Source organism: Bacillus sp. CCB-MMP212, from assembly GCF_022748145.1.
GTDB lineage: Bacteria > Bacillota > Bacilli > Bacillales > Bacillaceae_G > Bacillus_A > Bacillus_A cereus.
This window is the reverse complement of record NZ_JALDQE010000003.1, coordinates 337261-360978: the sequence shown is the minus strand read 5'-3', so window position 1 is coordinate 360978 and position 23718 is coordinate 337261. Positions and strand designations below refer to the sequence as shown.

The following is a 23718-nucleotide window of genomic DNA, read 5'->3' as shown; positions in this document are numbered from 1 at the left end:
CCCTATGTTACTTTTATCATATCATTTGATTCTTAATTTTTTGCGAAAGAAAACCTTAAAATTTCCTTAAAAATTCCATAAGTTACAAAATGATGATATGATATTCGAGAAAATTAGGAGGGATTTTTATGTACCAAGCAAATATTTTACTTGTTGATGATGAAACAGCAATTTTACAATTACTAACTACCATTCTTGAAAAAGAAGGTTTTTCTCATATTACAACTGCAACATCAGCTGAAATAGCTTTATCTCTAACTAAGCAAAACAATTACGATTTAATTATTTTAGATGTAATGCTTCCTGGACAATCCGGTTTTGATATTTGTCCAATCATTCGCCAACAAACAGATTGTCCAATTTTCTTCCTATCAGCAAAAGCATCTGATTTAGATAAAATATCCGGATTTTCATACGGTGCGGATGATTATATTACGAAGCCCTTTAATCCATTAGAAGTAGTAGCACGTATGAAAGCACAGCTTCGGAGACATATGAAACAAACCGTACCACACGAACAAAAATCACACTCGATTTCATTTGGAAGATTTGAAATTGATCAGCACTCTGCAGAACTGACAGTGGATGGTCACATTGTCGAATGTTCCGCTCAACTCTTTCAACTACTACTCTTCTTTTGCGAGAATCCAAACTACGTATTTTCGAAAGAGGAAATATACGAAAAAGTTTGGGGAGCACCTGCCTATAATGGCGATGACAACACTGTTATGGTCCACATTCGAAAACTACGTGAAAAAATTGAACACGATCCAAGTAAACCAGAATATATAAAAACCGTTCGCGGGCTTGGTTATAAGTTCGTTACAAAGTAGGGTGACGATATGAATTTTAATAAACGACTTATTATTCAATTTATCATGCAACACGTTTTTGTTTTAGTTACATTACTTATCGCTGTAGTTGCTGCTTTTACTTATTTAATTTTTCTTCTTACTAGTACTTTATACGAACCTAATATTCCAGATTCTGATAGTTTTACAATTTCAAGATACATCTCTTCAGAAGATGGGCATATTTCGTTACAATCTGAAGTGCAAGATTTAATAAAGGAGAAAAATGATTGGCTCCAAGTTGTAGATGAAAACGGAAAAATCCTCTACCACTTTAATACACCAAATGATGTTCCGAATGCTTATACGAAGACATCTTTAGTCGCATATATACAACATCATATCGAAAGTAATTATAAATTTACATATTGGGAAATTGAATTAGAAGAAAAGAAAGTACTTGTTATTTATGGTGGTATGTTAAAAAGCAATGCGTTACTGACAGCAATTCAAAAGGATCACTCCTCTTTAACGATGGATTCGTTTACATTAACAGATCAAGAAAAACAGTTACTGTCTAAAGAAAAAGCAGCACTTCAAATATTTAATCAAAATGGCGAAGAGGTTTTTGCCTATCCAGCTGGAAAGAAAAAAACATTTTCAGCAATACAAATCGCCCTTAATGAAAAAGAACCGTGGAATCATAAAGAAAACACGTCTAGCTTTTACGATGCAAATAGTGGCAACCTTCTCGTTGTGACTGCGAAAAATGATCACTACTATCCAGATGACGAAATTGAAGATGTATTTACTAAGAAGTTTCTCATCGGATGCGGATTAATCCTTCTTATCGTATTTGTTTATTTAGTCATTCTTTCTATTTGGTACGGTAATAAATTCGGGAAACCGTTATTACATGCGATGCGCTGGCTTAAAAATATCGCTGGTGGAAAGTATGAAGAACCCATTAGTAAAAAAGGAAAACCTGTCAGGTTCCGGCGATCTGGTAAAGAAAAATGGTCATTCCGTTTGTTTAGAGATGTAACAAGTTCACTAGAACACCTTTCTATTACACTCAAAAAAAACGATGCGATGAGGCAAGTACTTCAGCAAACACGAGAAGAATGGATTACCGGTCTAACGCATGATTTAAAAACACCACTTAGCTCTATATATGGCTACGCATTATTACTCGAATCGAATCAATATAACTGGACTGATCGTGATATTCAGCAATTTGGTAGTGTTATGAAAGAGAAATCTCAATATATGACGACATTAATTGATGATTTAAGCTTAACGTATCAATTAAAAAATAACAGCCTTCCTGCCCAACACGTAAACGTTGAAATCAATCAGTTCGTTCAAAAAGTATTATTGCAATTTATTAACAATCCAACACTCCAAAATCAAAATATTGAATTCGTACCGAGCTCAAATAAAATTCAATATTTCATTGAAGAAAAATGGTTCCAGCGTATTATCGAAAACTTACTCGTAAATGCTGTAAAACATAATAACGAAACAACTACTGTCATCGTAAAATTATCACAAAACGCTAATTCCTTTACACTCTCCATTTCAGATGACGGAAAAGGAATGGATGAAAAAACGAAAGAACTTCTATTTGAACGATATTACCGCGGAACAAACACAGAAGAAAGCAACATCGGAACTGGACTTGGCCTAGCCATTACAAAACAGCTCGTTCATGCTCATAACGGGACAATTTCCGTTGATAGTGCACTCGGAAAAGGAACGACGATTATTCTTGTATTTCCGTTTCGTTCGTAGGAAAGACGCTATGTGGCGTCTTTTTTTCTTTTCTGGGAGAATTTTTCGGTAATTGAAATTATGTGGATCGTTTTTTTGAGGTGTTTTAGCGGTATATGAAATTATATCAGCGCAACTCGAATTATATCAGCGATTTTCTAGATATATCGACTTACCGAAAAAAACGACAATACTAACCTACTTCCTCTACTACTATACAAATTAAAAATAACCCTTCATAACTCACTATGAAAGGTCACTCCATATTTCAGCTATTTCCCTACTAACACAAACACATTCTCATCAGGTGCTTCCATTACTGCAACATGTCCTGATTCTGTTGGAAATGGTTCGCGAATCCATTTTACATCTTTATTATCTTTTAAACTTTCATACGTTTGTTGTACATCTTCTACTAATACTTCGACTTCCGTAAAATTAATATCCGGATGATTGCTTATTACTAACTCCGAACTTTTCTCATCTGGAAACTTCAATCCTATTAACGTCCAAATAACCCCTTCTTCTAATTCTCTTTCTATCATCCAGTTTTGCTTCATTCCCATTTCTTTATAGAAAGAAACTGATCTTTCTATATCTTTCGTATGTATAGATACACATTCTAGTTTTTTGAACATTTTCCCATTTCCCCTTTTATGAAAAAGCGAACCATCTCCCAACGATTCGCTCTTACCCTATTATTTTTTCTTCACCGGTATCCAAAGCTCTACTTGTGCAAACTCACTCTTATCTTCGTGGCAACGCTCATCGTACAGTTCAAACTCCGTAACACCGCAATGTTCATATCCTGAATGCGGGAACCATTCTGAGAATACTGCATTCCAAGTTTGGTGAATAGACGATACCATTTCTTCATGAGGAACTTTCGGCGTTGTAAATACTGCATATGTTGCTGCCGGGAAAGTACGCTTCGCAATTTCATTTGGTACATTTTCAAAGTCTGTAACTTCCATTCCGATAATGTAAGTGAAGTCCCCTGTTTCTAAATTAAAATCAGTACATAATCCAAGCTCTACCCATTGGCTCGTATCTTTACGGTTGGGAATTGTTGTCCCAAGATTTTTTTGTAAATATTCTTGCCAAAATACTGGAATGTCTTGATGGTTTTTCCCTTCTTTACTTGTCGTCTTCAATTCATAACCCGCCACTAAAAATTCTGGTTTATTTACAATACGATATTCCATTTGTATGCCCCCTAAATACGGATTTAATTTTCTTTGCTTTACATTCACTCTGTAATACATCGGTGTTTCGATTTCTTGTTTTCGATATTCACTCGGTGTCATTTGAAATAATTTTTTAAAGGCTCTCGTGAACGTTTCGTGAGATTGAAAGCCATGTTCAAACGCGATATCAATAACTTTTTCATCCGTATGAGAAAGTTGATAAGCTGCCCGGGCTAACCTCCTCTTTCGAACATACTCCATTACTGTATCACCTACTAATGCCTGAAATACACGGTGAAAATGCGACTCAGAAAAACCTGCCATGCGAGCTAAATTACGCAGCGTTTGTTTTTCCATTACATCTTCCTCAATATAATCAATTGACCTTTGAATTTGTGTTTCATAGCTTTCCATCTCTGTTCACCCGCCTTATATGTATTATGATAAAAGAGAACGCAATCCAATTCTTGACGTTTTTTACTATAATTCCATAAAAAATTGTAACTTTTTTATATGTATTTCGTTGTTATGTATGAAGGGAGGGAAATTAGTGAAACGCAAACAATCATTAGAAGACATTTATTCAGATCATATGCATGATTTATTTCGCTATCTTCTCTCCCTAACCGGAGATTCTCATTTTGCTGAAGATCTCATGCAGGAAACCTTTTACCGCATGCTCGTCCATATTGATTATTATAAAGGTGAAGAAATTAGGCCGTGGTTATTTACAATAGCCTACAACGCCTTTATCGATTGGTATCGAAAAGAAAAAAAATATAAAACAACTACAGTGGAAGAATTCCATTTACCAAACGTGCCAAGTACAGACCATGAATATTTCGTAAAATTTGAGATCGCTAGTTGGTTAGAAAGTTTATCTTCTATTCCGCTCGAAAGACGAAATGTCCTACTACTACGAGATTACTATGGATTCTCGTATAAAGAAATAGCAGAAATGACCGGTCTCTCATTAGCGAAAGTGAAAATTGAATTACACCGCGGACGGAAAGAAGCGAGAAACATAGAGGAGTGATACAGATGGGATGTGCAGAATTTAAAACACTATGGGAGAAGTACGAAAACGGAACACTCACACGTGATGAACAAGAAGAATTAGAAAATCATATAGAGACTTGTGAGGAATGTGAAGTGTATTTGGATGAATTGCTTACGAAGAGTGCACCGATCAAGAAAAGACTACCACCACAAAATCTTAATGTCCCATTTTGGAAAATAAAATGGAAACAGCGTTGGCAAACTGTTAGTTTTGTTCTTGCGGTTTGTATAGCAATCTATTTTGCCGATCATTTTTCATCTTCTCTTTACTTCAATAATATGAAAAAGTTAGCTGAAGTAAATGAGATTCCAGCACTCGCACTAGAAGCAACAATTCCAAATATTCGTTCCACTGGAGGCAGTACAAAAATCAAACCCTTTTTCCGTACAGAAAATGAAATGAATTTAGTTAAAACTGTCGGCAAAAAAGAAGTTCAATTCGGTACAGTAACAACGAAAAGCTTCTTATCGTCTGTAACTGTTACAAATAAATCTTGGGCAAACAAATTGAATTACTCTAAACTTTCCTTTGTTCATCCGAAAATAAAGCAAGGTGATCATTTGAAAGAACCATCTAAAAAAGTGTGGGATACACTTGCAAAAGTACATGAGGGAACCGTTGCAGAAGTAGCGATATCTTTTGACAAACTTTACACTTTACAAGAATTAGAATCTATTCTATATAGCACATTTGAAGCACAAGAAATGCCACCAACTCCTGTATGGTACGCTTTAGACACAGGACAAGAGAGAATAGATGAGGAAGATTTCATCCTACATGGCGGAGAGGTTATCGGATTTCCAGAACATATAAACCTCCCTGATAGTGAAGCAGAACGACCGAAGACAAAAGAAGATGAAGTACTCGAAATGATGCGCATTCTTTCTGAGCATAAAAAAACTGTAAGTAAAACTACTTGGACTCTTGAAAAAGAGCTGAACTTAGATAAGCGTTATGAGTATGTAAAAGAGAACGGTGTAAAAGTATACGGAATTGTTATTACTGGCCCGTCGAAAGAGTTATTAAAATTACAAAACTCCCCGCACGTACGTTATGCGACTCTTGGAGATATTGAGATTTGGAATTGGTTTGACCAGTAATGTGAAACAAGTAGAGCATCTAGAAGTGATGCTCTACTTGTTTTATTCCCTCTCCACAAACTTCCAAACTAAAAATGCTGCACATAGATAGGAAAGCCCAATAACTAAAAAACTATAGCTTGCCCCTCTGTACCAATTCGATGATTCATTTAAAATGATTCCCATAATCGCTATACCGACTAATGCACCAATTTGACGATTTACATTTAAAGTTGCTCCAGCCATATTGCCATTTTCACGACCGGCAGATTTCATTATAATTGTAGTCATGGCAGGTACTGCTATACCGATTCCAAGATTAACAACACTGTAAATGAGTGCAATTCCTATATAACTCACATTTTTCACTAGAAACATTAATAATACAGATCCTATACTAGCTATAAATAACGCTATGAATAATAGCAAGTTTGATCCAAACTTAGTCACCATTTTTGCAAATAATAAATTTCCAATAACAAATACACTCATCATCGGCAATAGTTGTAATCCTGCTACAAATGGACTTGCTCCGTATGCTTTTTGTAAAAAGAGTCCAAACATAAATATTCCGCCAAATAAAGCAAAGTTTATTAGAAACCCAACTATATTCGCTGAGGTAAACGTCTCGTTTTGGAACAACACTCTTGGCACAACCGAGTTTTTTGACTTTCGTTCTGCATAAACAAAGAGAATTGCGGTTAATACCGTCCCTACTATTCCTCCTAAAATTTGAGACGAGGACCATCCATAACTTGGACCTTCAATTAGAGTAAACGCCAATAATGTTATTGCAATTATACCGATTAAATGATTCACTACATTTATTTTCTCCTTTTCCGGTAAAACATTTGGAATAATTACAAAAGCCACTACAATACCAATCATCCCAATTGGAAGGTTTATAATAAAAATGCTTCGCCAACCAAATGTATTTACTAAAAGGCCACCAATAAAAGGACCCGTACCAGAAGCAATGGATACAATTGCCGACCATATACCAAACATTTTAGCTCTCTTCTTTTCATCCGGGAATGATACTACTAATAAACTAAGTGAACTTGGCATAAATAAAGCCGCTCCAACACCTTGAATTACCCGCCCCATAACAAGAATGTTCCCAGTTGTAGCAATCACACATAAAAGAGATGCGAACACAAAAATAATTAAACCAATCATATATATTTTTTTTGCTCCAAATCGATTGGCTAATGACCCCCCAGCCAATAATAATGCCGCAAAAGATAAAATATATCCGTCGACAATCCATGTCGAACTATACAATGCCAGTCCTAATGTTTCTTGAATATTCACCACTGCAACATTTACTACTGTTACATCTAACGTTGCCATAATAAATCCCATTGCCAAAGCGAATAAAATGATAATACCCGATTTCTCTTTTGTTTGAACATCTGAATTTCTACTAGCCACCCCACCCACTTGCTAACTCCCCTTTCAAAAATTAGTAATTTACCTATATATTCCTTTAGAACTATAATAAAGAAAGTACTTTAATTATAAAAGTACTGATTTTTTATATAGTACCTATACTTTTATATAGTAAGGAGTGTTTATATGGAAAATAAAAACGATGAAATTTTATTGAAATGTCCCATTGAAAAAACAATGTCTGTAATAGGTGGAAAGTGGACTTTCTTAATTTTAAGAGATTTGTTCTATAGTCCTAAACGTTTTGCTGAGCTTGAAAGACGTCTAAGTGGCATTAGCCCACGCACACTCTCTCTTCGCTTAAAAGAACTTGAACAAGAAAATATTATAAAGAGAAAAATCTATTCAACTATGCCACCTCACGTGGAATATTCACTAACAAAAAAAGGCGAAACACTCCGTCCTATTTTTGACGCGATGAAGGACTGGGGAAATGAGTGGAAAATATTAGATGAATAAAAAGAAGGTATCATCTTATGTGATGATACCTTCTTTTTGCTAATCCGCAATCACTTTCACATACATCCCTCTCACCGCTTTTTCATAAGCGATATCACTCATCTGTCTTATTTTTTCTGATACAACAGACGACTGAACAATTTTCCCTTCACGAAGTAACAGCGGATCAATAAGACGCACTTTATTTTTCTGATGTAAATCATAATCATTTCTATCTTCTTTTACTTTTACATTTTGATGAACTTTGCTTAATAAAGCTTCTACTTCGGGGTCATTACATTGCTGCAATTTCGAAATAAGCTCCTCATCTTCAAGAAGAAAATCATCTGCATGAATAATCCTTTTATGAAGAGCTACCTTTAACGTTTTCGCTAACATATCATTTCCGTAAATATTCATTGGTTCCATAAAGAAATCGATTACTTCTTTGTAATACGTTTCTGTAAACCATTCCGCTATTTCGATATTTTGAAGAACCATTTTCCCCTCTACTTCGATGACATCCTCTAAAAAACTATGAACTTCTTCTAAAGAAATATACCCATATGTATACATATCTCGTAACGTATAATCCACTCGATCTGCGCATAATTCTGGCGCTGACCTTTCCAGTAACGTCCACTTCGAATCATCTAATAAAATATCTTCATAGTTATAACCATGCTTCGCAAGGATCGCTGGAATTTCTGAGTTTTTCACAACAGAACTAAATATCTCTTCATGATAACTTTCATCTTCATTATCAAAAACATAATCAATCACGTGGGAAAAAGCAGTATGTGATATGTCATGCAGTAAACCAGCAATCTGTTCTTCTACTGAACCACCTAGTTTTTTCACTAATAACATAACACCCACTGAATGCTCAAAACGAGTTACATTCCATTTCTCGTTCATTAAGTAACTTGCGCCTGCTTGATGAATTCCCTTTAGTCTTTGCATAGGCTTACTTAAAAATAATTCTTCTAGCACTGCATCCACTTCAAATTTTCCGTATAGTACATCTGATATGATCACTTACAATCCCCCTTTTCAAGCAAAGTCTTTTTATATTATCTCTTTTTTGAAGAAGCGTAAATATACTATTCTGCAATTTGAATATAAACGTTTTGTTTTTATAAAAAAAGCAGGTTCTCCTATTCTTATCAAGTTCAATCATAAAAAAGAAAATATTTTCACACCCCCTCTTTTTTGTTTTAATAGATTTATACATACATATTTATTAAAGAAAAAAGCAACGAATAGAGTCAATTAGAAACTGACTTACAATTATAATATGAAAGGTCGGATAACTATGGACAGTTATTTTCCAAAAGCGGGGAAGTTAATTGGCGGTATCATTATGCTTATTATCTTGCTTTCATCTCTTTGGCTTATATGGATTGGAGAAACGAACATTCGTTACAGTGGAGATCATAAGGGCACAATCCCTTTTTGGTACAAGTGGATCCCTGTTATTGTCGGTATACTCCTTGTCCGTTTCCTACCATTTCATCATAAAAACTATAATCCCCTTCAACAATTTGAACCAAGGCGCATCATAATTCAAACTGCTATCTTATTCTTAAGTGGCTCCCTCTTCACGATTTGTCTTCTCACCACGAACTTTGAAGGAATGGCATTACAATTGTGGTTTATGATATTTAAAATTATTTTATTATTATTCACTCCATTAATGCTGCTTTTGTTTTATAAAAAAGAACGACCAAAGCAAGTAAAATCAACAGGGGATATTAGATGGCATCAGTTTACACCACTTATTGTCATTATAATCTGGGGTTACTTCAACTTCTTTTCTATATTCTCTACACCATTTGTTTCAATGAAAATGGAACCGACGATTTTAATCTCCATTTTACTTGTAGGGTTTCTTATAAATAGTGTACTTGAAGAGATTTTTTATAGAGTTTGGTTGCAAACACGTTTGGAATTATTACTAGGTACTTGGCCGGCTATTCTTCTTACATCATTGTTATGGGCAAGCTGGCATATCGCATTACATGGCTCTGGTCATTGGGATATTGATACAGCTACGGTCATTGTGAACCTTGGTATCGTAGGTCTATTCCTTGGATATTTGTGGGCGCGTTATCGTAAGGTATGGGTAATTATTATTGTTCATGGATTAATTAATGCACATCCACAACAACTAATTGAGATTATATTTAAGTAAAGAGCGCGATTGAGAAATAAAAAATAAAAGGGATTATACATGATTAATATGTATAATCCCTTTTATTTAACCTTATTCAAACGTAACTTCTACCTGCACAATCTCCGACCTACTACCAAGTCTAAGCGGTGGTCCCCAAAATCCAAATCCAGAAGAAACAATTGCGTGGAACGCGCCTTTTTGTGCGTATCCCCAGTCTAGCTCGTACATTCTTCTCGTTACAATATGATTGGGCGCCATTTGTCCGCGGTGCGTATGACCGGATAACAATAAGTCTACACCAGCATCCGCTGCCTGTTTCAACTCAAATGGCTGATGATCCATTGCGATAACTGGCATGGATTTAACCACTGTACTCATAAGTTTTTCAAAGCTTTGGCGATCTCGCTCTGTTTTATCTCTTCTTCCAACGAGATAGAAATCATCTTCAATGGTGATTACTTCATCTAAAAGAATACGAATATCAATCTTATCCATCTCTTGTAAAAACTCTGGAACCGCTCTGCCGTAGTATTCATGGTTTCCTAATACGCCATATACACCTAATGGTGCTTTCATTTGTTTCATGATTGGTCCCATATTCTTTTGAATGAACACACCTGGATGATCATCGATAATATCACCTGGCAGCAAAATAATATCAGGTTCCATCTCATTTACATGACGAACAAGTCTTTTTAAATGTGAAACGCCAGACAGTTTACCGAAATGCATATCAGAAGCCATCGCAATGCGTAAACTTTTACGCCCCTCTACTTTTTTCGGTATGTGCACTTCGTACTTTCTTACTACCGGACTATACGCATTAAATACTCCGTACGCAAAGATAAAGATAAATGCAGCTATCACAGCCGCCCCTGTCCAAATAATTGCTGCTTCTTTCTCCACTGAAAACTGTAAAAGAAAGACCATAATATCAGCTAATGGCAACAACATAAGTGCATATTGTATAACCGCAAACCAAATCGAACCTATCGTTCGCAGAAATGGCAGAAACTTAAACACTTGCACGAGAATGTACGCATATGAAATAAATGCGACTATGAAAGCATAATATCCCCAAGATTTCCAGCCAAATACCGCATGAAGCCAAACCCATCCGTTCCAGCCGATGTAAAACATAAGTAGTGTGTATATAATTAATATGGTAAATATATTGAGATAACGAAGATTCTTCACAGCCAGCCTCCTTATTGATTTCTTCTATTATAACTTGTTATGCACTTATAACGTAAATATTAAGCACTTCAATCTTCCCAATAAAAACATTGGTAAACATATCGTCTTAAAATTTTTAGGAACGGCTGTAATGGGCATTTTAGAGTCTTAAGTGTTGGATGAAATTCTATTATCTTTATCCTTCAAAACTCATCTATGCAATTATGCATATACATCTATTCCGTTTTATTTTTATGTTACGATATGAATGAAATACGACATATATCGACAAAGATAAAAGGAAGTGATTGTATGAAACGTTCTAAAACATATTTAAAATGTTTAGCATTATCCGCTGTTTTTGCTAGTAGCGCTGTAACTCTTTCAACACCTGCTGCTTATGCTCAAACAACATCACAAGTTGTAACAGATATCGGACAAAACGCAAAAACACATACGAGCTATAATACATTTAATAATGATCAAGCTGATAATATGACAATGTCTTTAAAGGTAACTTTTATCGATGACCCAAGCGCTGATAAACAGATTGCCGTTATTAATACAACTGGTAGTTTTCTAAAAGCAAATCCTACTATAAGTGATGCACCTATTGATAACTACCCAATCCCTGGTGCTAGTGCAACATTACGTTATCCTTCACAATATGATGTTGCATTTAACCTTCAAGATAACAGCGCTCGTTTCTTTAACGTAGCACCTACAAATGCTGTAGAAGAAACGACTGTAACATCTAGCGTATCTTATCAACTTGGTGGCTCTGTTAAAGCTTCTGTAACGCCTAATGGCCCTAGCGGTGAAGCTGGTGCAACTGGTCAAGTCACTTGGTCTGACTCTGTAAGCTATAAACAAACTAGTTATAAAACAAATTTAATTGACCAAACAAACAAAAACGTAAAGTGGAACGTATTCTTTAACGGATATAACAATCAAAACTGGGGTATTTACACACGTGACTCCTATCATTCTTTATATGGAAACCAACTTTTCATGTACTCTCGCACATACTTATATGAATCTGATGCAAAAGGTAATTTAATACCGATGGATCAACTTCCAGCATTAACAAATAGCGGTTTCTCTCCTGGTATGATTGCTGTTGTTATCTCTGAAAAAAATACAGATCAATCTAACTTACAAGTCGCTTATACAAAACACGCCGATGACTACCAACTTCGTCCAGGCTTCACATTCGGAACTGCAAACTGGGTTGGAAACAACGTAAAAGACGTTGATCAAAAAACATTTAATAAATCATTTACACTAGATTGGAAGAATAAAAAGTTAGTAGAGAAAAAATAAGTAAAAAAACGAAGGGACTATTTAGACTCTTCGTTTTTTTACTTATTCATAATAAGATCCCGCGAGTAATACCGTCGCTATGAAATTCCATGATATATTTTTAGGCATCTCTTTACCTTTATTTTGAAAAGCACCATCACAATCATTTAGCCATGCTTCCTTTGATTCTAAATAATCTTCTAATGTTATATTCTCCCACTCATCTTTATTTTCTTTGAAATCTTTTTGAAAATAAAATAGGAATTCTACTAATTTTTCTTTTGAATCTACACCATTAGCCAACTCATAAATATCCATATTATTACTCCTTTCAAATACAAGTAAAATCCTCGATCTCTTCAACACAAAAACATTCTTTTTTATAAAATGCTATCTTGTTATTAAAGATAGATTTCTTCTTTCCAACTACTGGATTTAGAATTGACTACTATTAAATTTTCACTTTCCCATTTTAATGTCCCTAAGAATCTAGAATATACCATTTCGTTACCTACCTCTTCCACCAATAGTTGATCTCGAATCTTTAATCCCTTTTCATCATACACTTCACATCGTAGCTGGAAACCTTTAACACGATGAATTCCTTTTAATATCGCTATCTTCTTACGGCTTGGACTTTTCTTAGGTGTCTTTCCAACTAAAAATATTCCTTCATAGTTTTGCTTCACAATTTCATCTAAAGATTCCTCTATATACCCTTTAACAACAGATGATGAAAGAGTAGAGTTTTCTTCAAGTCCAGGGACAACATATTGGCGTACTAATTTGCAAAACTCTTTGTATTTCTCTTCAACTAAATTTAATGCTAAAAAGTCCATAAAATCATATGGAACATATATACGAATTTCACCCGAAGCTCTATTCACTTCATATGAAATATCAGTGTTTTCGTTAGCTAAACAAAAGACAGTTACTTTTTCAATCTCTCTTAATCCCATCTCAAACTCGCTAACTTTCTTTGAGAAAATTAGCTCAAAAATTCTAATTTCATGTACAAGCAAATAATGTTTTTTAGGACGTTTTTTTTTCCAATCGTAAAACTTTACTTCAAGCAATATAATCCCCCTTACATTTATCACCATGGTATTCGGTCACTATAATACCTTTTATTAATTTATTAAACTGTACTCCTTTTTCATTCTACCTTATCTATATTTTTAATATCCTCTACTCACAATGCACGCGGTGACATAACAGCCATAAATACATCACTTCTCTCACCTGGTGCCATATACATTCCTTCTGCATCTAAATATTCAATAGAAAAAGCTGCTAGCTCATACGCCATTTCTTGATCGCATTCAAAAAGTGGATTTATAAAAACCTCACTTCCTGTAATGTTTTGTAAATCTTTCAAACAGTTAGACTTACTTCTTGCATAATCAGCCACATTCTCATTAGCCCAAGACCACATCCAACTGTTACTCTTTCCAGACCAAGACCCTATAAAAACAACACTAAATTCAAGTAACACTTGACCATTTTTTTTAACCTGTAATATACATCGATCTTGATCATACCAATACTCATCAAAGTTATAGATATTATAATCCGAAATGAATTTTTGCTGTTTACTTTCTAATTTGTCATAACACATAACAAGATAATTCTCGAATTGTTCATCCGTCATTGCCAATTATCACACGCTCCCTTCATTCAAGATCTCCACTACAAACAATATATCTTATATCTTACTCTCTCAAAACCTATATAAAGTGAAACTTTAATTAGTCCTTACCAATCGGGCTTTTACCGGTAGCCCCCCGCCCACATATCATATACCTTTCTACCACTAAGATATCTTAATATATACAAAGAAAGAAGAACTTATACAAGCCCTTCTTTCCATAAATAGTTTCTTTACTCCGTCTAATTTATTTTATCACGATAAATAAATTCAACATTATACAAATGCACCCCAACCATCTGTATATCCACCAAACTCTTCACCCAGTTTATTCAATTCCTTTTGCATCTCTACGATATCCTCATAAATTAAGAACATTTCTTTAGAACAAGTACATGTCCAATCTTCAAATTCTTCATTATAATCTAATTCACCATTTAAGCCCAGCGCTTGTAGTCTGCCAATTATTTTTTCTCCATTACCTTGATCAGGAATTGCAATAAAGAAATCTAGTATATGTTTTTTATTAAAATCTATCCCTTGCTTGTATAACATATTTAACACTTGTCCATCTTCATCTTTTGGGAATTTCATTATTTCTCCCCTTTTCTACAGCATATAATAAACCTTCATTTGGAACAAAAAATATTCCATTACTTAAAGTCCTCTTTACCCGTTATTTTTAAGTTTTTTCCATTCTGTATACCTAATATCGATCACTTCTTTTAATTTAAAGTAATTTTCCCAAGTATCTTGCACTTGATATAATGTATCACACTCTAAAAATACATCATCATAATCATCTAAATATAAACCTTTTTCAAAATCAAAATAATCTATTGCAAATTGATTCCCTTCATCATCTAACATGTCATCGCTTAAAACCCCATCCCAGAACATATAAACTTGAGTTCCAGTCATTTTTCTAAGCTTAAATTTATTAATTTCCTCTTCGGTCTCTTCTAAAAATTCATCACTAAATAAATTATTATCAATAACCCAACCTAAGAACATTCCAGTATGTACAAATGCTTGCTCCATCGGTAATTCTTGTGGGAAATCTCCTTCATAATGATATTTAGCTTTATCGTAAATTATTGTTTGGAACAAAATTCTCACTCCTATTCCACATAATATAATTGAACTCAAATAAATTAAATTAATAAAAAGCGTCTCTCTAGCATTTTATAATAATACTTCTTTTTCATCATCCGAATAATAATTCTGAACCATTTAATTTATAAAAATAAATAATTCTTTGATACACTCTTTAAAATAGAAGTAGCGTGTTACTTGACCATTCACACTCTTTTCAATACGACGATTATTCTCATCGTATTTATAAGTCACAAATGCATTGCTCTCACCTTGCTTTGTGATAGCTACAAGTTGGTCATCTTCATTCCATGTATACTTGTACTTTCCATCTGATGTACGATTGCCATTCGCATCATACGTGTATGATTCATTTCCGAATTTGACAAGCTGATTCCCCTCGTTAAATTGTGCTTCAATTGTTGTCGTTTTGTTAAGTCTCTTTGTTGTTACAGATGTACGGTTTCCAAGTCCATCATATGTGTATGATTTACTTGTTTCGTTTGGTAAGATTTCATTTGAAATTTAATTCATTGAATCACGAACCAAAAAGAAAGAAGAGCCTCTTTAAACTCTTCTTTCTTTTTAAATCCTTATATTATCATCAATAATTATTCTCTTCTGAGTCTCTCAAATACTTACACACTAACTTATAATAAATTATAATCTAAAATAACTATATACATCATAAAAAATCGAATATAATATAGCTGCTCCTACACCAATTGAAAATATCTTAAATAAATAAAAACTGAAAGACAATACAATTGGGAATGGTGTTAATAAAGAAAATAACAGTGAGTTAACACGCTGCTTTTTAAAAGTTTCTTTATCTATTATAATTCCAAAAATTACAATTCCACAAGCTATAAAAAAACACAATACCATAAAAAACATATCTTCCATATATCTCTCCTACTTTATTTTTATTTTTTAAAGGGCCTTATCCATTAAATCAAAATATATTTTCATTCCAATCTCTTTATCATACATGTATCCCGTATATTCAAATGAATTACCTGTTGCGATACCTGTTGCGATACCTTTTGCGTCATTTTTTAATATGTTCCTCCACGCATCATATTTGTATACACTACAACCAAAACAACGATTCAGGAATTGATGAGGAAAAACACATAAAAAGTGCATCCGAATTGTTGGATGCACTTTCTCTGCATTATACTCGCATAACTATATTTTTCTAGACTACACGTTTTTTACGCAAATCCCCCAGTAAATAATAAATACAAGAATACAATACCTACTCCTATCATAAAGGCTCTAAATAAATAATAACTTATAGTTAGAAGGATTGAAAATGCGCCTGTGAAACTAAAGAGTGCCATAAACGTACGATTTTCTTTATAACTCTCTTTATCTATTTTAAATCCTCCCCATATAAAAAGAATACCCATTACAAAAATAAATACATCAACAATAAAATCCACTATAATTAAGCATCTCCTTTCTATATATTGAAATTTTTAGCAAGTTGAACTATACGAAAAAAATCCCCCATACTATCAATCTAGTATACTTGCAAATAATTTTTCTACTTCTGTAACTGATAACATTTGAACCATAATCCTATTTAAAACCAAACTATTTTTTTCTTTTTTTTGAACTTTGATTTTTTTGAGATGTTTTTTTCTTTGGGACCTTTTTTTTCTTAGAACTGTTTTCATGATAAGTAGTTGCATAATTTAGTGCCATATAACCTTTATTTCCAGTCATAGAATACGCAAGATCTCTTGCTAGACCTTTTCCACTATAATCCCTACTAGAATTTGCTACTGCATACCCAGCAACCCCTGTATGTAGACTAAGGAATGCTTTACTCTTTCTTCCTAATCCAGCAACGTACGCTAATCTACCACCTGTTCCACCAATAACTCCTCCAATAACACCGCGACCTGTGGTTTTAGCTAACTCCCATTTGTTTATACCTTTTAATGTTTTGTGCTTTTTATAATAAGCTATGAGATATGAACCTCCGTTAACAGCGCCACCTACCAATCCAGAAACAGCCCACCAAGGTAGAGGGAAATGTCCATCTGGATCCACTTTCATCACCGGATTATTATCCGCATACGTATACCCATTCATTGTAACCGGATCATCTTCATCACCTGGATCAGGATCCACCGATAAGAACACACCATGCTCTGGATTATAGTATCTCGCAATTAAGTAATACATCCCAATTTCTTTATCATACATGTATCCCGCATATCCAAATGGATTATCTGCTGCGATACCTTTCGTGTCGCTCTTTAATACGTTACCCCACGAATCGTACTCATATGTTGCTACAACTTCTCTATTTTGATCTGTCATCGCAACGACATCACCACGAGGGTTATAGTGATAGTATAACGTTTGTCCTTTTGACTTCATTGCTAGACGCGCGCCACTTGTTGAGTATACATATTGACGAAGTACATTTCCACTACCATCTGTCTCATATAACGGATTAATGCTATCTCCATCATAGAAATAACGTGTTACTTGACCATTTATATTCTTTTCAATGCGGCGATTATTTTCATCATATTTATACGTTGCGAATGCATCACTCTCACCTTGTTTTGTGATAGCTATAATTTGGTCATGTTCATTCCATGTATACTTGTACTTTCCGTCTGATGTACGATTACCATTCGCATCATACGTCAGATATTCCTCTCCGAATTTAACAAGCTGATTCCCCTCGTTAAATTGCGCTTCAATTGTTGTCGTTTTGTTAAATCTCTTTGTTGTTACAGATGTACGGTTACCAAAACCATCATATGTGTATGTTTTTGTTCCCCTTAATAATGGGAACACTTCTTTCGTCAGCTGATTATTCGCATCATATTCATATTGAGTCTGCGTTATTCTTCCAGTTGTTGGAGACTCATGTTTAATTGTAGTACGGTTACCCGCTTGGTCATATTCATATCGTTCCGATAGAATAATACCACTCGATGTACCTACTACTAAATCTTTAATTTTATTCGCATGGTCATAGTTAAAGGTAGAACCTGAACCATTTCCGGCTGTATACGTACGAACATTTCCTTGATCGTCATAATCAAAGCGATACGTTTGAGAACCGTCTGTCACACGAATGTTTTGATCTAGCGTGTTGTAGTCATACGATACTTTATTTGTGTATCCACCTTGCGTTACTGTTTGTTCTTTTAACTTTTCTGTCTTACTGTTTGCTTTGTCGTGATATGCCCAGTCAATTTTCCCGCCACGGCTATCTGCTGTACTTGTGACACGGTCTGCCTTGTCGTATGTTTTCGTGCGTTCTCCCCCGTTGACATGGTCTTTTACTTTCGTAACTTGTCCATTTTGGTCACGTTCGAATGTAAATGAATCTTTTCCGTTGCGCTTTTCACCAACGACGCGATCTGCTGTATCATATACAGATTCTAAAATAGAGCCGTTTGGCATTGTTGTTTTAATCTTGTTTGCATTTTCATCGTACATATTTTCAATACGACGGTTTAACGCATCGATATACACCGTGTTTTTATTATCTACATCATATTCATATTTGTGTGTCTGTGTCTTCCCGCCAAACATGACAGATTTCTCTGTTGTATTTCCATTATGATCATAACGATAATTTACAGAGGTACCATTTTTCAAAGTAACCTTCGTTAATAGATTATCTTTATTGTAATCATATAGTTTGGTATTTCCTTTTTCATCTGTCTCGCTCTTTTTATTTCCTGATGTATCATATGTGAAGGTGTTTTTCTGTCCTTCTTCATCATACGCAGCAACAACATTTCCATCGTTGTCGTACTCATTTTTTATAAGAGCGTTTCCTTCTAATAGGCGTATATCATCAAACCAAACTTTTCCTTTATTCTCTCTTCTAAAGAGCAGATAAACTTCCATACGTTTAATTGGTTTAGTGGCAGGGATTACAACCGCACTACGATTCCAATCATTTGTCCCACTTGGGAATTTCGCTTGGAAATTTTCCCCACTACCATCTTGATAATGTACATCCGCCCAAATAGAGTAATCTCGAGAGAGTTTGTCTGGTGCAGTATTTTCTACATTTACTGATTTAGACATTCCTGTTAGCGTAATTGGTTCTGCTTTTTTCTGATTTATAGTGATATGCTTGCCATATCCTACATCTGAACCACCATATTGGCTACGCTCTAATACAATAGATGAATGTCCCGTAAAGCTCTCTTGCTGAGAAACATCTTTCGGATCACAACTTGTTCCATCTCCTCGAATCCAACCTGGCATACAGCCATTTCCCGCCATATTTTCTAAACTACTATTTTCAATTGGGTTAAAGCTAGAAGAAACTTCACCTTTTTCTAGTTGAATCTTATCAAACCAGACAGAACCACTCGTAGCAGAACCGCCATTTTCTACTTGTAAATAGATTTGTACTTTTCTCGTTTGTTCTGTTGTTTTAAAAGTAACTTGACGGTTAACCCAATCCCTCGTTCCTTGAACTTTATTGTGACGAGTATCATGCCATCCACCATCTACACCAGCACCGTTTTCATTTAATAACTGTACATTGAAGAAAGCAGCACCATTGGCTAAATCCGTTTTCATCATACCACTTAACGTATACGTTGTATTTGGTTCTAACGTTACTTCTTGAATTGCAGCAATATAGCCCCAATCATTATTCGTTGCTTTTGTTGAAATTTTAAGTGATGATTCTCCGCCCAGACCACCTGGTGCTGGTGTTGCATCTTTTGTAATAGATCCGGAATTATTCACATTTACTGGTACCCATTTTTCCGTACCGTTCATTTCAAAGCTTGGATTTTGAATCAGGTTTTCTCCTGTTCCCAGCTCTCTAGTTGTCGCAATTGGATTTCCAAACTGATCATACTGCATGAAAGATGATGTATTTGCTGCTTGGTCTGTTTCAGATACTTCTGTATTTGCAGCCTTATAAGCAACTGTTGTTTCACGATTTTCGTTATCTGTCGCTTTTATAAGCCCGTTGTCTTTATTGTACTCAAACTTTTCTGTTCCCATTTCATCAGTAACAGAAGTTACATTCCCATTACCATCATAGGTCGCTGTTTCTGTTTGATTTTTAGGAGTTGTTGTTTTTACTAGGTTATTTGCATTATATTCATACGTTGTTGTTAAATTTAGACGCCCAGAATCTTCAACTGTTTTGACTGGGTTTCCAGCATCGTTATACGTATAAACAGTTTTACGCCCTTTAGGATTCGTTAACGTAACTTCTTTCGCATCTGTATTATATGTTAATGTCGTAGCTTTCCCTAATGGGTCCGTTACTTTTACTAACCTATTATTCTCGTATGCATATGATGTTTTATATGGTTTGGCATCTGTATGTTGCGGATCATAAATAGATGTTAGTAATCCATTATCATATCCGTATTTATATACTTTTCCTTCTGGTGTTGTAGAAGAAACGAGTAAATCTCCATCATATTTAAATGTAATCGTCTTGCTATCTGGGCCGATTACTCTTGCTGCTTTTTTATTATTTCCATCATATTGTACGACTAACTCTTTACCAGAAGCATTTTTCACTTTTGATAAACGTGATTCACCATCATACTCATATGTCGTCGTATTTCCGTATTTATCTTTTGTATACTGGATACGACCTTGTGCATCTCCAGATTTATAGAAAGTAACCGTTTGGTCTTTATCTTTTATTTCATATCCGCCTGATACTTGTTTAATTTCTAAATATATACCAGTAGGGGCTTGATACGTATTATCTCCCGTTCTAGTAAAAGTAATATTTGCGCCATCGGCAGAAATTAATAGTAAGTTTCCATTTCCTTCAGCCAAAATTCTTTCTTCTAATCCACTAGACCAACCTGTACCAAATAAACCTACTTTTTTACTTTGGCTATTATACGTTCTTTCTACTGATACATCCGGTCCGCGCCCTGATAACGTAATATCTTTTTCACTCATGATAAAGTTACCATTTGTAGCATTTACTTTACCATTTAGTACCGGAACTGATGCCCAATAATCAAACATCCCTATAAACCCAAAGTCTTGAGCAAATTTAGGTACAAACTCATGCGAAATTTCACTTTCAGCATGTCCGGCTTTACTATACGCTGTTACACGGAACCAATAATTTTTAAAGCCAGCATAAATTCCGCCAGAATTTTTATACACAGGTGATGGATCAACTGCTAATTCTGCACCTTTTTTATCATGATGAAGTAAATATTGACCCTTTGCAATTTCATCTTTCGTTGGCCAAATTTTCTCATTTTGCGTTGTCCAATTTGTTTTATTTCCTACGTCGAACGCTTCGTAATCTTTTCCGTTATAAATCCAAACTTTATAGCCTGCAGCCGCTGGAACTGCATCCCACTTTAATGTGACATATCCTGTTTCTTTATCTGTCGCATTAATGTAGGCCGATCCATCTGGCTTTTTCACTTGTTCTAATGGAATAAATGGAACTATTTCATCTGAAAGTGGACTATCCCCAAACGGATACTCTGCTACAATACGAATCCAGTAGCTACTTCTTCCGCTATAATCCCCGTACGGACCTCCTGACTCGTAAGCATTTTTATATATTTGTCCTGGGTTAGTAGGCGCTTCTGCACCTTTTCCATCATCATGTATCCAGTAACGCCCTTGTGCAATTTCTTCTGGCGTCGGGAATATTTTTTTATCTTTCGTCGTCCAGCTTGTCACATTCCCAACAGGAATATATTCATAATCATATCCATTAAAAATGGCAATATTATAACCTGTTGCTCCTGGAACTGCATCCCATTGTAGATTGAAGTGACCTGAACCACTCCCACTCCCATTTGAATAAGCTTGTACTCTTGGCTTATTCGGTTTTGCGTAGGAATATTTCACTTCCAAGTACGGTGCATTTTCTCCATTTTCAGCTGCAATAAACTTTTTCCAATGGCTTTGCCCGTTTCCATTTGCATGTAGCTTAAAACCGTTGTTTGGTCTCGCGCCATCTACCCATGCTTTCACTGTATTCGTTACATTGAACTGGGCCCATTTTCCGCGTCCCACATCAGTTTGTGCAATGTTATTAGAACCTGGTTTATTATTCCAGTTCACTCCACCAACATTCCATCCACCTGTTACTTCATCTAACCAAACACCATTCGGTTGATTTCCATAATAATGCCAAGCTGCATAGGCGTGGAATGTTGCACCTTCAATCTTTGCACCTTTTAAATTTGAAACATTCGGTTTAACAAATGCAAAGTTTGTTCCAGTTGATCCATCATAATACCCAACTTTTAACGTATACGCATTTTGACCTGAATCCCACAGTTTTCCTCCTGAATAATTGACAGTTGGATAGGCGCTTGCAGCGTATGCATTTTCAAAGTTACCTAGTTCAACAGAAGGATCTACATATACTGGATATTTCCGCTCTGGTGCCTGTAACCACTGCGGGTCTGCAGTAACAGTTAATGTAAATGTTTTTTCAGCTGTCTTCTCAATATTGTAACGAACCGCATCTGACGTTACAGCCTCACCTGATTGTTGATCCACATTTGAATCATTCATATACGGCTTCGGTAATGTGAAGACTTTTTCTTTTTTCTCATTTTGGAAGTCGATTGAACCATCTTCCTGTAAGCTCGGTGTTAAATCTGTTTCTAATGCAAATGTAAAAATATGATGTCCTGTATATTCACGTAATACAAAATCTTCTTTTACATTTTCGTTAAACGTCGTGCTCTTTAAATCAATATTTGGGAAGATCCCTTTATACCATACTTTATTATTTTCATGTGTCGCAGTGACCGGTGCTGGCTTCACTTCACCTTTTTCACCATTTGCACTTATTAATTTGTACTGAATATTATGATTTTTTACTTTGAATTGAACGTACTTTCCATCTTGTGCTGTTTTCTCGAATTCTGGTTCTAATGTTGTATTTTCCGTTACAATTTTTGCGTTAGGTGCTTCTACTAATTTCGGTGAAACCTCTTCTAACTTTCCATTCTTTTCAATATGAATTGGTTCCGTATATACCCTTTTTGTATACGTACCATCATTATTGTCAAAAACTTTCTCTGTCTCTGTTCTTTCTTCTACAATCTCAGTCGGACTCGCCTGCACTCTAGCTTTGTTCTTCTTTAATTGATCTGGATGTGGATCCGGTAGCTCGATTTCCTCTTTCTTTTCCACTTCCGGACTTTGTTCTGAATTTGGAGATGGTGTAAACGGTGGTGCTGTTTCCGCCAATCCATTCAGTGGTATGGAAGTAACAATTAATGCAACTACGATAAGTTGGATTACGTACCTATACCATTTCTTCTTAACTTGCTTCTTTTCCATACATTCACCCCTGATTCGCATCGGTTAATTTTATACAATAACGAATCTAATGAATTTTAGAATAAAACTCAATTGAAAAAATGTAAGATTTTCAAAAAAGATACCAATTACGAATTTTTTTCAACAATTAACTTGTTATTATTACATAATTCGACAAAATGAATTATAATATCAAATTATACGGATTAATAATTAACAAAGTGTAATATCTACCTAATTTATTATGAT

20 protein-coding genes and 2 pseudogenes are annotated in these 23718 nt (G+C 34.9%); 8 read left to right on the top strand and 14 right to left on the bottom strand.

Annotated elements, in window-relative coordinates:
* Positions 1-128: 128 nt before the first annotated feature.
* Together MRP26_RS10230 and MRP26_RS10225 are read left to right on the top strand one after the other, a co-directional pair.
* Entirely contained in the window at positions 129-833 is a 705-nt protein-coding gene (locus MRP26_RS10230; RefSeq protein ID WP_029442109.1) for a response regulator transcription factor, read from the top strand.
* A gap of 9 nt (positions 834-842) precedes the next feature.
* Positions 843-2585 (top strand): sensor histidine kinase, encoded by a 1743-nt coding sequence (locus MRP26_RS10225; protein ID WP_001010445.1) that lies wholly within the window; start codon positions 843-845, stop codon positions 2583-2585.
* Positions 2586-2836: 251 nt separating this feature from the next.
* On the opposite strand, the gene MRP26_RS10220 is transcribed toward MRP26_RS10225, so the two are convergent.
* Positions 2837-3202, bottom strand: coding sequence for a VOC family protein (locus MRP26_RS10220; RefSeq protein ID WP_000473644.1), 366 nt, complete (start codon positions 3200-3202; stop codon positions 2837-2839).
* 60 nt (positions 3203-3262) lie between these two features.
* Entirely contained in the window at positions 3263-4165 is a 903-nt protein-coding gene (locus MRP26_RS10215) for an AraC family transcriptional regulator (RefSeq protein WP_197242077.1), read from the bottom strand.
* Between the two features lie 118 nt (positions 4166-4283).
* Between MRP26_RS10215 and MRP26_RS10210 the strand changes: the two genes are divergently transcribed.
* Both MRP26_RS10210 and MRP26_RS10205 read left to right on the top strand, forming a co-directional pair.
* Positions 4284-4787 carry an RNA polymerase sigma factor gene (locus tag MRP26_RS10210; protein ID WP_242806135.1) on the top strand — a complete coding sequence of 168 codons (504 nt, stop codon included), beginning with the start codon at positions 4284-4286 and terminating at the stop codon, positions 4785-4787.
* 5 nt (positions 4788-4792) lie between these two features.
* Positions 4793-5911 carry an anti-sigma factor gene (locus MRP26_RS10205; protein WP_064532865.1) on the top strand — a complete coding sequence of 373 codons (1119 nt, stop codon included), beginning with the start codon at positions 4793-4795 and terminating at the stop codon, positions 5909-5911.
* 42 nt (positions 5912-5953) lie between these two features.
* Here MRP26_RS10205 and MRP26_RS10200 read toward each other — a convergent pair whose 3' ends face one another.
* Positions 5954-7333, bottom strand: coding sequence for an MFS transporter (locus MRP26_RS10200; protein ID WP_197242076.1), 1380 nt, complete (start codon positions 7331-7333; stop codon positions 5954-5956).
* Between the two features lie 135 nt (positions 7334-7468).
* On the opposite strand from MRP26_RS10200, the gene MRP26_RS10195 reads away from it, so the two are divergent.
* Positions 7469-7801, top strand: coding sequence for a winged helix-turn-helix transcriptional regulator (locus MRP26_RS10195; protein WP_064532861.1), 333 nt, complete (start codon positions 7469-7471; stop codon positions 7799-7801).
* A 39-nt stretch (positions 7802-7840) separates the two neighbouring features.
* Here MRP26_RS10195 and MRP26_RS10190 read toward each other — a convergent pair whose 3' ends face one another.
* The gene (locus MRP26_RS10190; protein ID WP_197242075.1) at positions 7841-8818 is read right to left on the bottom strand and encodes an HD domain-containing protein; all 978 of its coding nucleotides are present in this window, start codon (positions 8816-8818) and stop codon (positions 7841-7843) included.
* Between the two features lie 277 nt (positions 8819-9095).
* Here MRP26_RS10190 and MRP26_RS10185 point away from each other — a divergent pair, with 277 nt between their 5' ends.
* Positions 9096-9974, top strand: coding sequence for a CPBP family intramembrane glutamic endopeptidase (locus MRP26_RS10185; RefSeq protein WP_197242074.1), 879 nt, complete (start codon positions 9096-9098; stop codon positions 9972-9974).
* A 72-nt stretch (positions 9975-10046) separates the two neighbouring features.
* On the opposite strand, the gene MRP26_RS10180 is transcribed toward MRP26_RS10185, so the two are convergent.
* A complete protein-coding gene (locus MRP26_RS10180; protein ID WP_242806134.1) occupies positions 10047-11153 on the bottom strand; it encodes a metallophosphoesterase in 1107 nt (368 codons plus the stop codon).
* 34 nt (positions 11154-11187) lie between these two features.
* Between MRP26_RS10180 and MRP26_RS30900 the strand changes: the two are divergent.
* Both MRP26_RS30900 and cytK2 read left to right on the top strand, forming a co-directional pair.
* Positions 11188-11301, top strand: a pseudogene (locus MRP26_RS30900) (TetR family transcriptional regulator); the annotation flags it as partial.
* Positions 11302-11444: 143 nt separating this feature from the next.
* Entirely contained in the window at positions 11445-12455 is a 1011-nt protein-coding gene (gene cytK2 / locus MRP26_RS10170) for a beta-channel forming cytolysin CytK2 (protein ID WP_000830628.1), read from the top strand.
* A 42-nt stretch (positions 12456-12497) separates the two neighbouring features.
* Here the strand turns inward: cytK2 and MRP26_RS10165 are convergent, their stop codons facing one another.
* The 9 genes and pseudogenes from MRP26_RS10165 to MRP26_RS10130 all read right to left on the bottom strand — a co-directional run bounded on the left by MRP26_RS10165 (position 12498) and on the right by MRP26_RS10130 (position 23490).
* Positions 12498-12752, bottom strand: coding sequence for a DUF7660 family protein (locus MRP26_RS10165; protein WP_197242073.1), 255 nt, complete (start codon positions 12750-12752; stop codon positions 12498-12500).
* 83 nt (positions 12753-12835) lie between these two features.
* Entirely contained in the window at positions 12836-13510 is a 675-nt protein-coding gene (locus MRP26_RS10160; protein ID WP_197242072.1) for a hypothetical protein, read from the bottom strand.
* 116 nt (positions 13511-13626) lie between these two features.
* Positions 13627-14091, bottom strand: coding sequence for a DUF6882 domain-containing protein (locus MRP26_RS10155; RefSeq protein WP_197242071.1), 465 nt, complete (start codon positions 14089-14091; stop codon positions 13627-13629).
* Between the two features lie 267 nt (positions 14092-14358).
* Positions 14359-14676, bottom strand: a complete 318-nt coding sequence (locus tag MRP26_RS10150; RefSeq protein WP_197242070.1) for a ribonuclease E inhibitor RraB — start codon at positions 14674-14676, stop codon at positions 14359-14361.
* Positions 14677-14751: 75 nt separating this feature from the next.
* Entirely contained in the window at positions 14752-15192 is a 441-nt protein-coding gene (locus MRP26_RS10145) for a DUF7832 domain-containing protein (protein WP_088022527.1), read from the bottom strand.
* Positions 15193-15330: 138 nt separating this feature from the next.
* Positions 15331-15696: pseudogene (locus MRP26_RS31025) on the bottom strand (type IV secretion protein Rhs); the annotation flags it as partial.
* Positions 15697-15837: 141 nt separating this feature from the next.
* The gene (locus MRP26_RS10140) at positions 15838-16083 is read right to left on the bottom strand and encodes a protoheme IX farnesyltransferase (RefSeq protein ID WP_197242069.1); all 246 of its coding nucleotides are present in this window, start codon (positions 16081-16083) and stop codon (positions 15838-15840) included.
* Between the two features lie 311 nt (positions 16084-16394).
* Positions 16395-16625, bottom strand: coding sequence for a hypothetical protein (locus MRP26_RS10135; RefSeq protein ID WP_242806133.1), 231 nt, complete (start codon positions 16623-16625; stop codon positions 16395-16397).
* A 154-nt stretch (positions 16626-16779) separates the two neighbouring features.
* Positions 16780-23490: a DNRLRE domain-containing protein gene (locus MRP26_RS10130; RefSeq protein WP_241754039.1), complete on the bottom strand. Its 6711-nt coding sequence runs from the start codon at positions 23488-23490 to the stop codon at positions 16780-16782.
* Between the last annotated feature and the right edge of the window lie 228 nt (positions 23491-23718).

Bases quoted from the DNA above. Each gene is read 5' to 3' on its own strand.
- MRP26_RS10195 (WP_064532861.1), top strand. From the start codon at position 7,469: ATGGAAAATAAAAACGATGAAATTTTATTGAAATGTCCCATTGAAAAA.
- MRP26_RS10150 (WP_197242070.1), bottom strand. From the start codon at position 14,676: ATGAAATTCCCAAAAGATGAAGATGGACAAGTGTTAAATATGTTATAC.
- MRP26_RS10215 (WP_197242077.1), bottom strand. From the start codon at position 4,165: ATGGAAAGCTATGAAACACAAATTCAAAGGTCAATTGATTATATTGAG.
- MRP26_RS10230 (WP_029442109.1), top strand. From the start codon at position 129: ATGTACCAAGCAAATATTTTACTTGTTGATGATGAAACAGCAATTTTA.
- MRP26_RS10165 (WP_197242073.1), bottom strand. From the start codon at position 12,752: ATGGATATTTATGAGTTGGCTAATGGTGTAGATTCAAAAGAAAAATTA.
- MRP26_RS10205 (WP_064532865.1), top strand. From the start codon at position 4,793: ATGGGATGTGCAGAATTTAAAACACTATGGGAGAAGTACGAAAACGGA.
- cytK2 (WP_000830628.1), top strand. From the start codon at position 11,445: ATGAAACGTTCTAAAACATATTTAAAATGTTTAGCATTATCCGCTGTT.
- MRP26_RS10220 (WP_000473644.1), bottom strand. From the start codon at position 3,202: ATGTTCAAAAAACTAGAATGTGTATCTATACATACGAAAGATATAGAA.
- MRP26_RS10140 (WP_197242069.1), bottom strand. From the start codon at position 16,083: ATGGAAGATATGTTTTTTATGGTATTGTGTTTTTTTATAGCTTGTGGA.
- MRP26_RS10185 (WP_197242074.1), top strand. From the start codon at position 9,096: ATGGACAGTTATTTTCCAAAAGCGGGGAAGTTAATTGGCGGTATCATT.
- MRP26_RS10130 (WP_241754039.1), bottom strand. From the start codon at position 23,490: ATGGAAAAGAAGCAAGTTAAGAAGAAATGGTATAGGTACGTAATCCAA.
- MRP26_RS10210 (WP_242806135.1), top strand. From the start codon at position 4,284: ATGAAGGGAGGGAAATTAGTGAAACGCAAACAATCATTAGAAGACATT.
- MRP26_RS10225 (WP_001010445.1), top strand. From the start codon at position 843: ATGAATTTTAATAAACGACTTATTATTCAATTTATCATGCAACACGTT.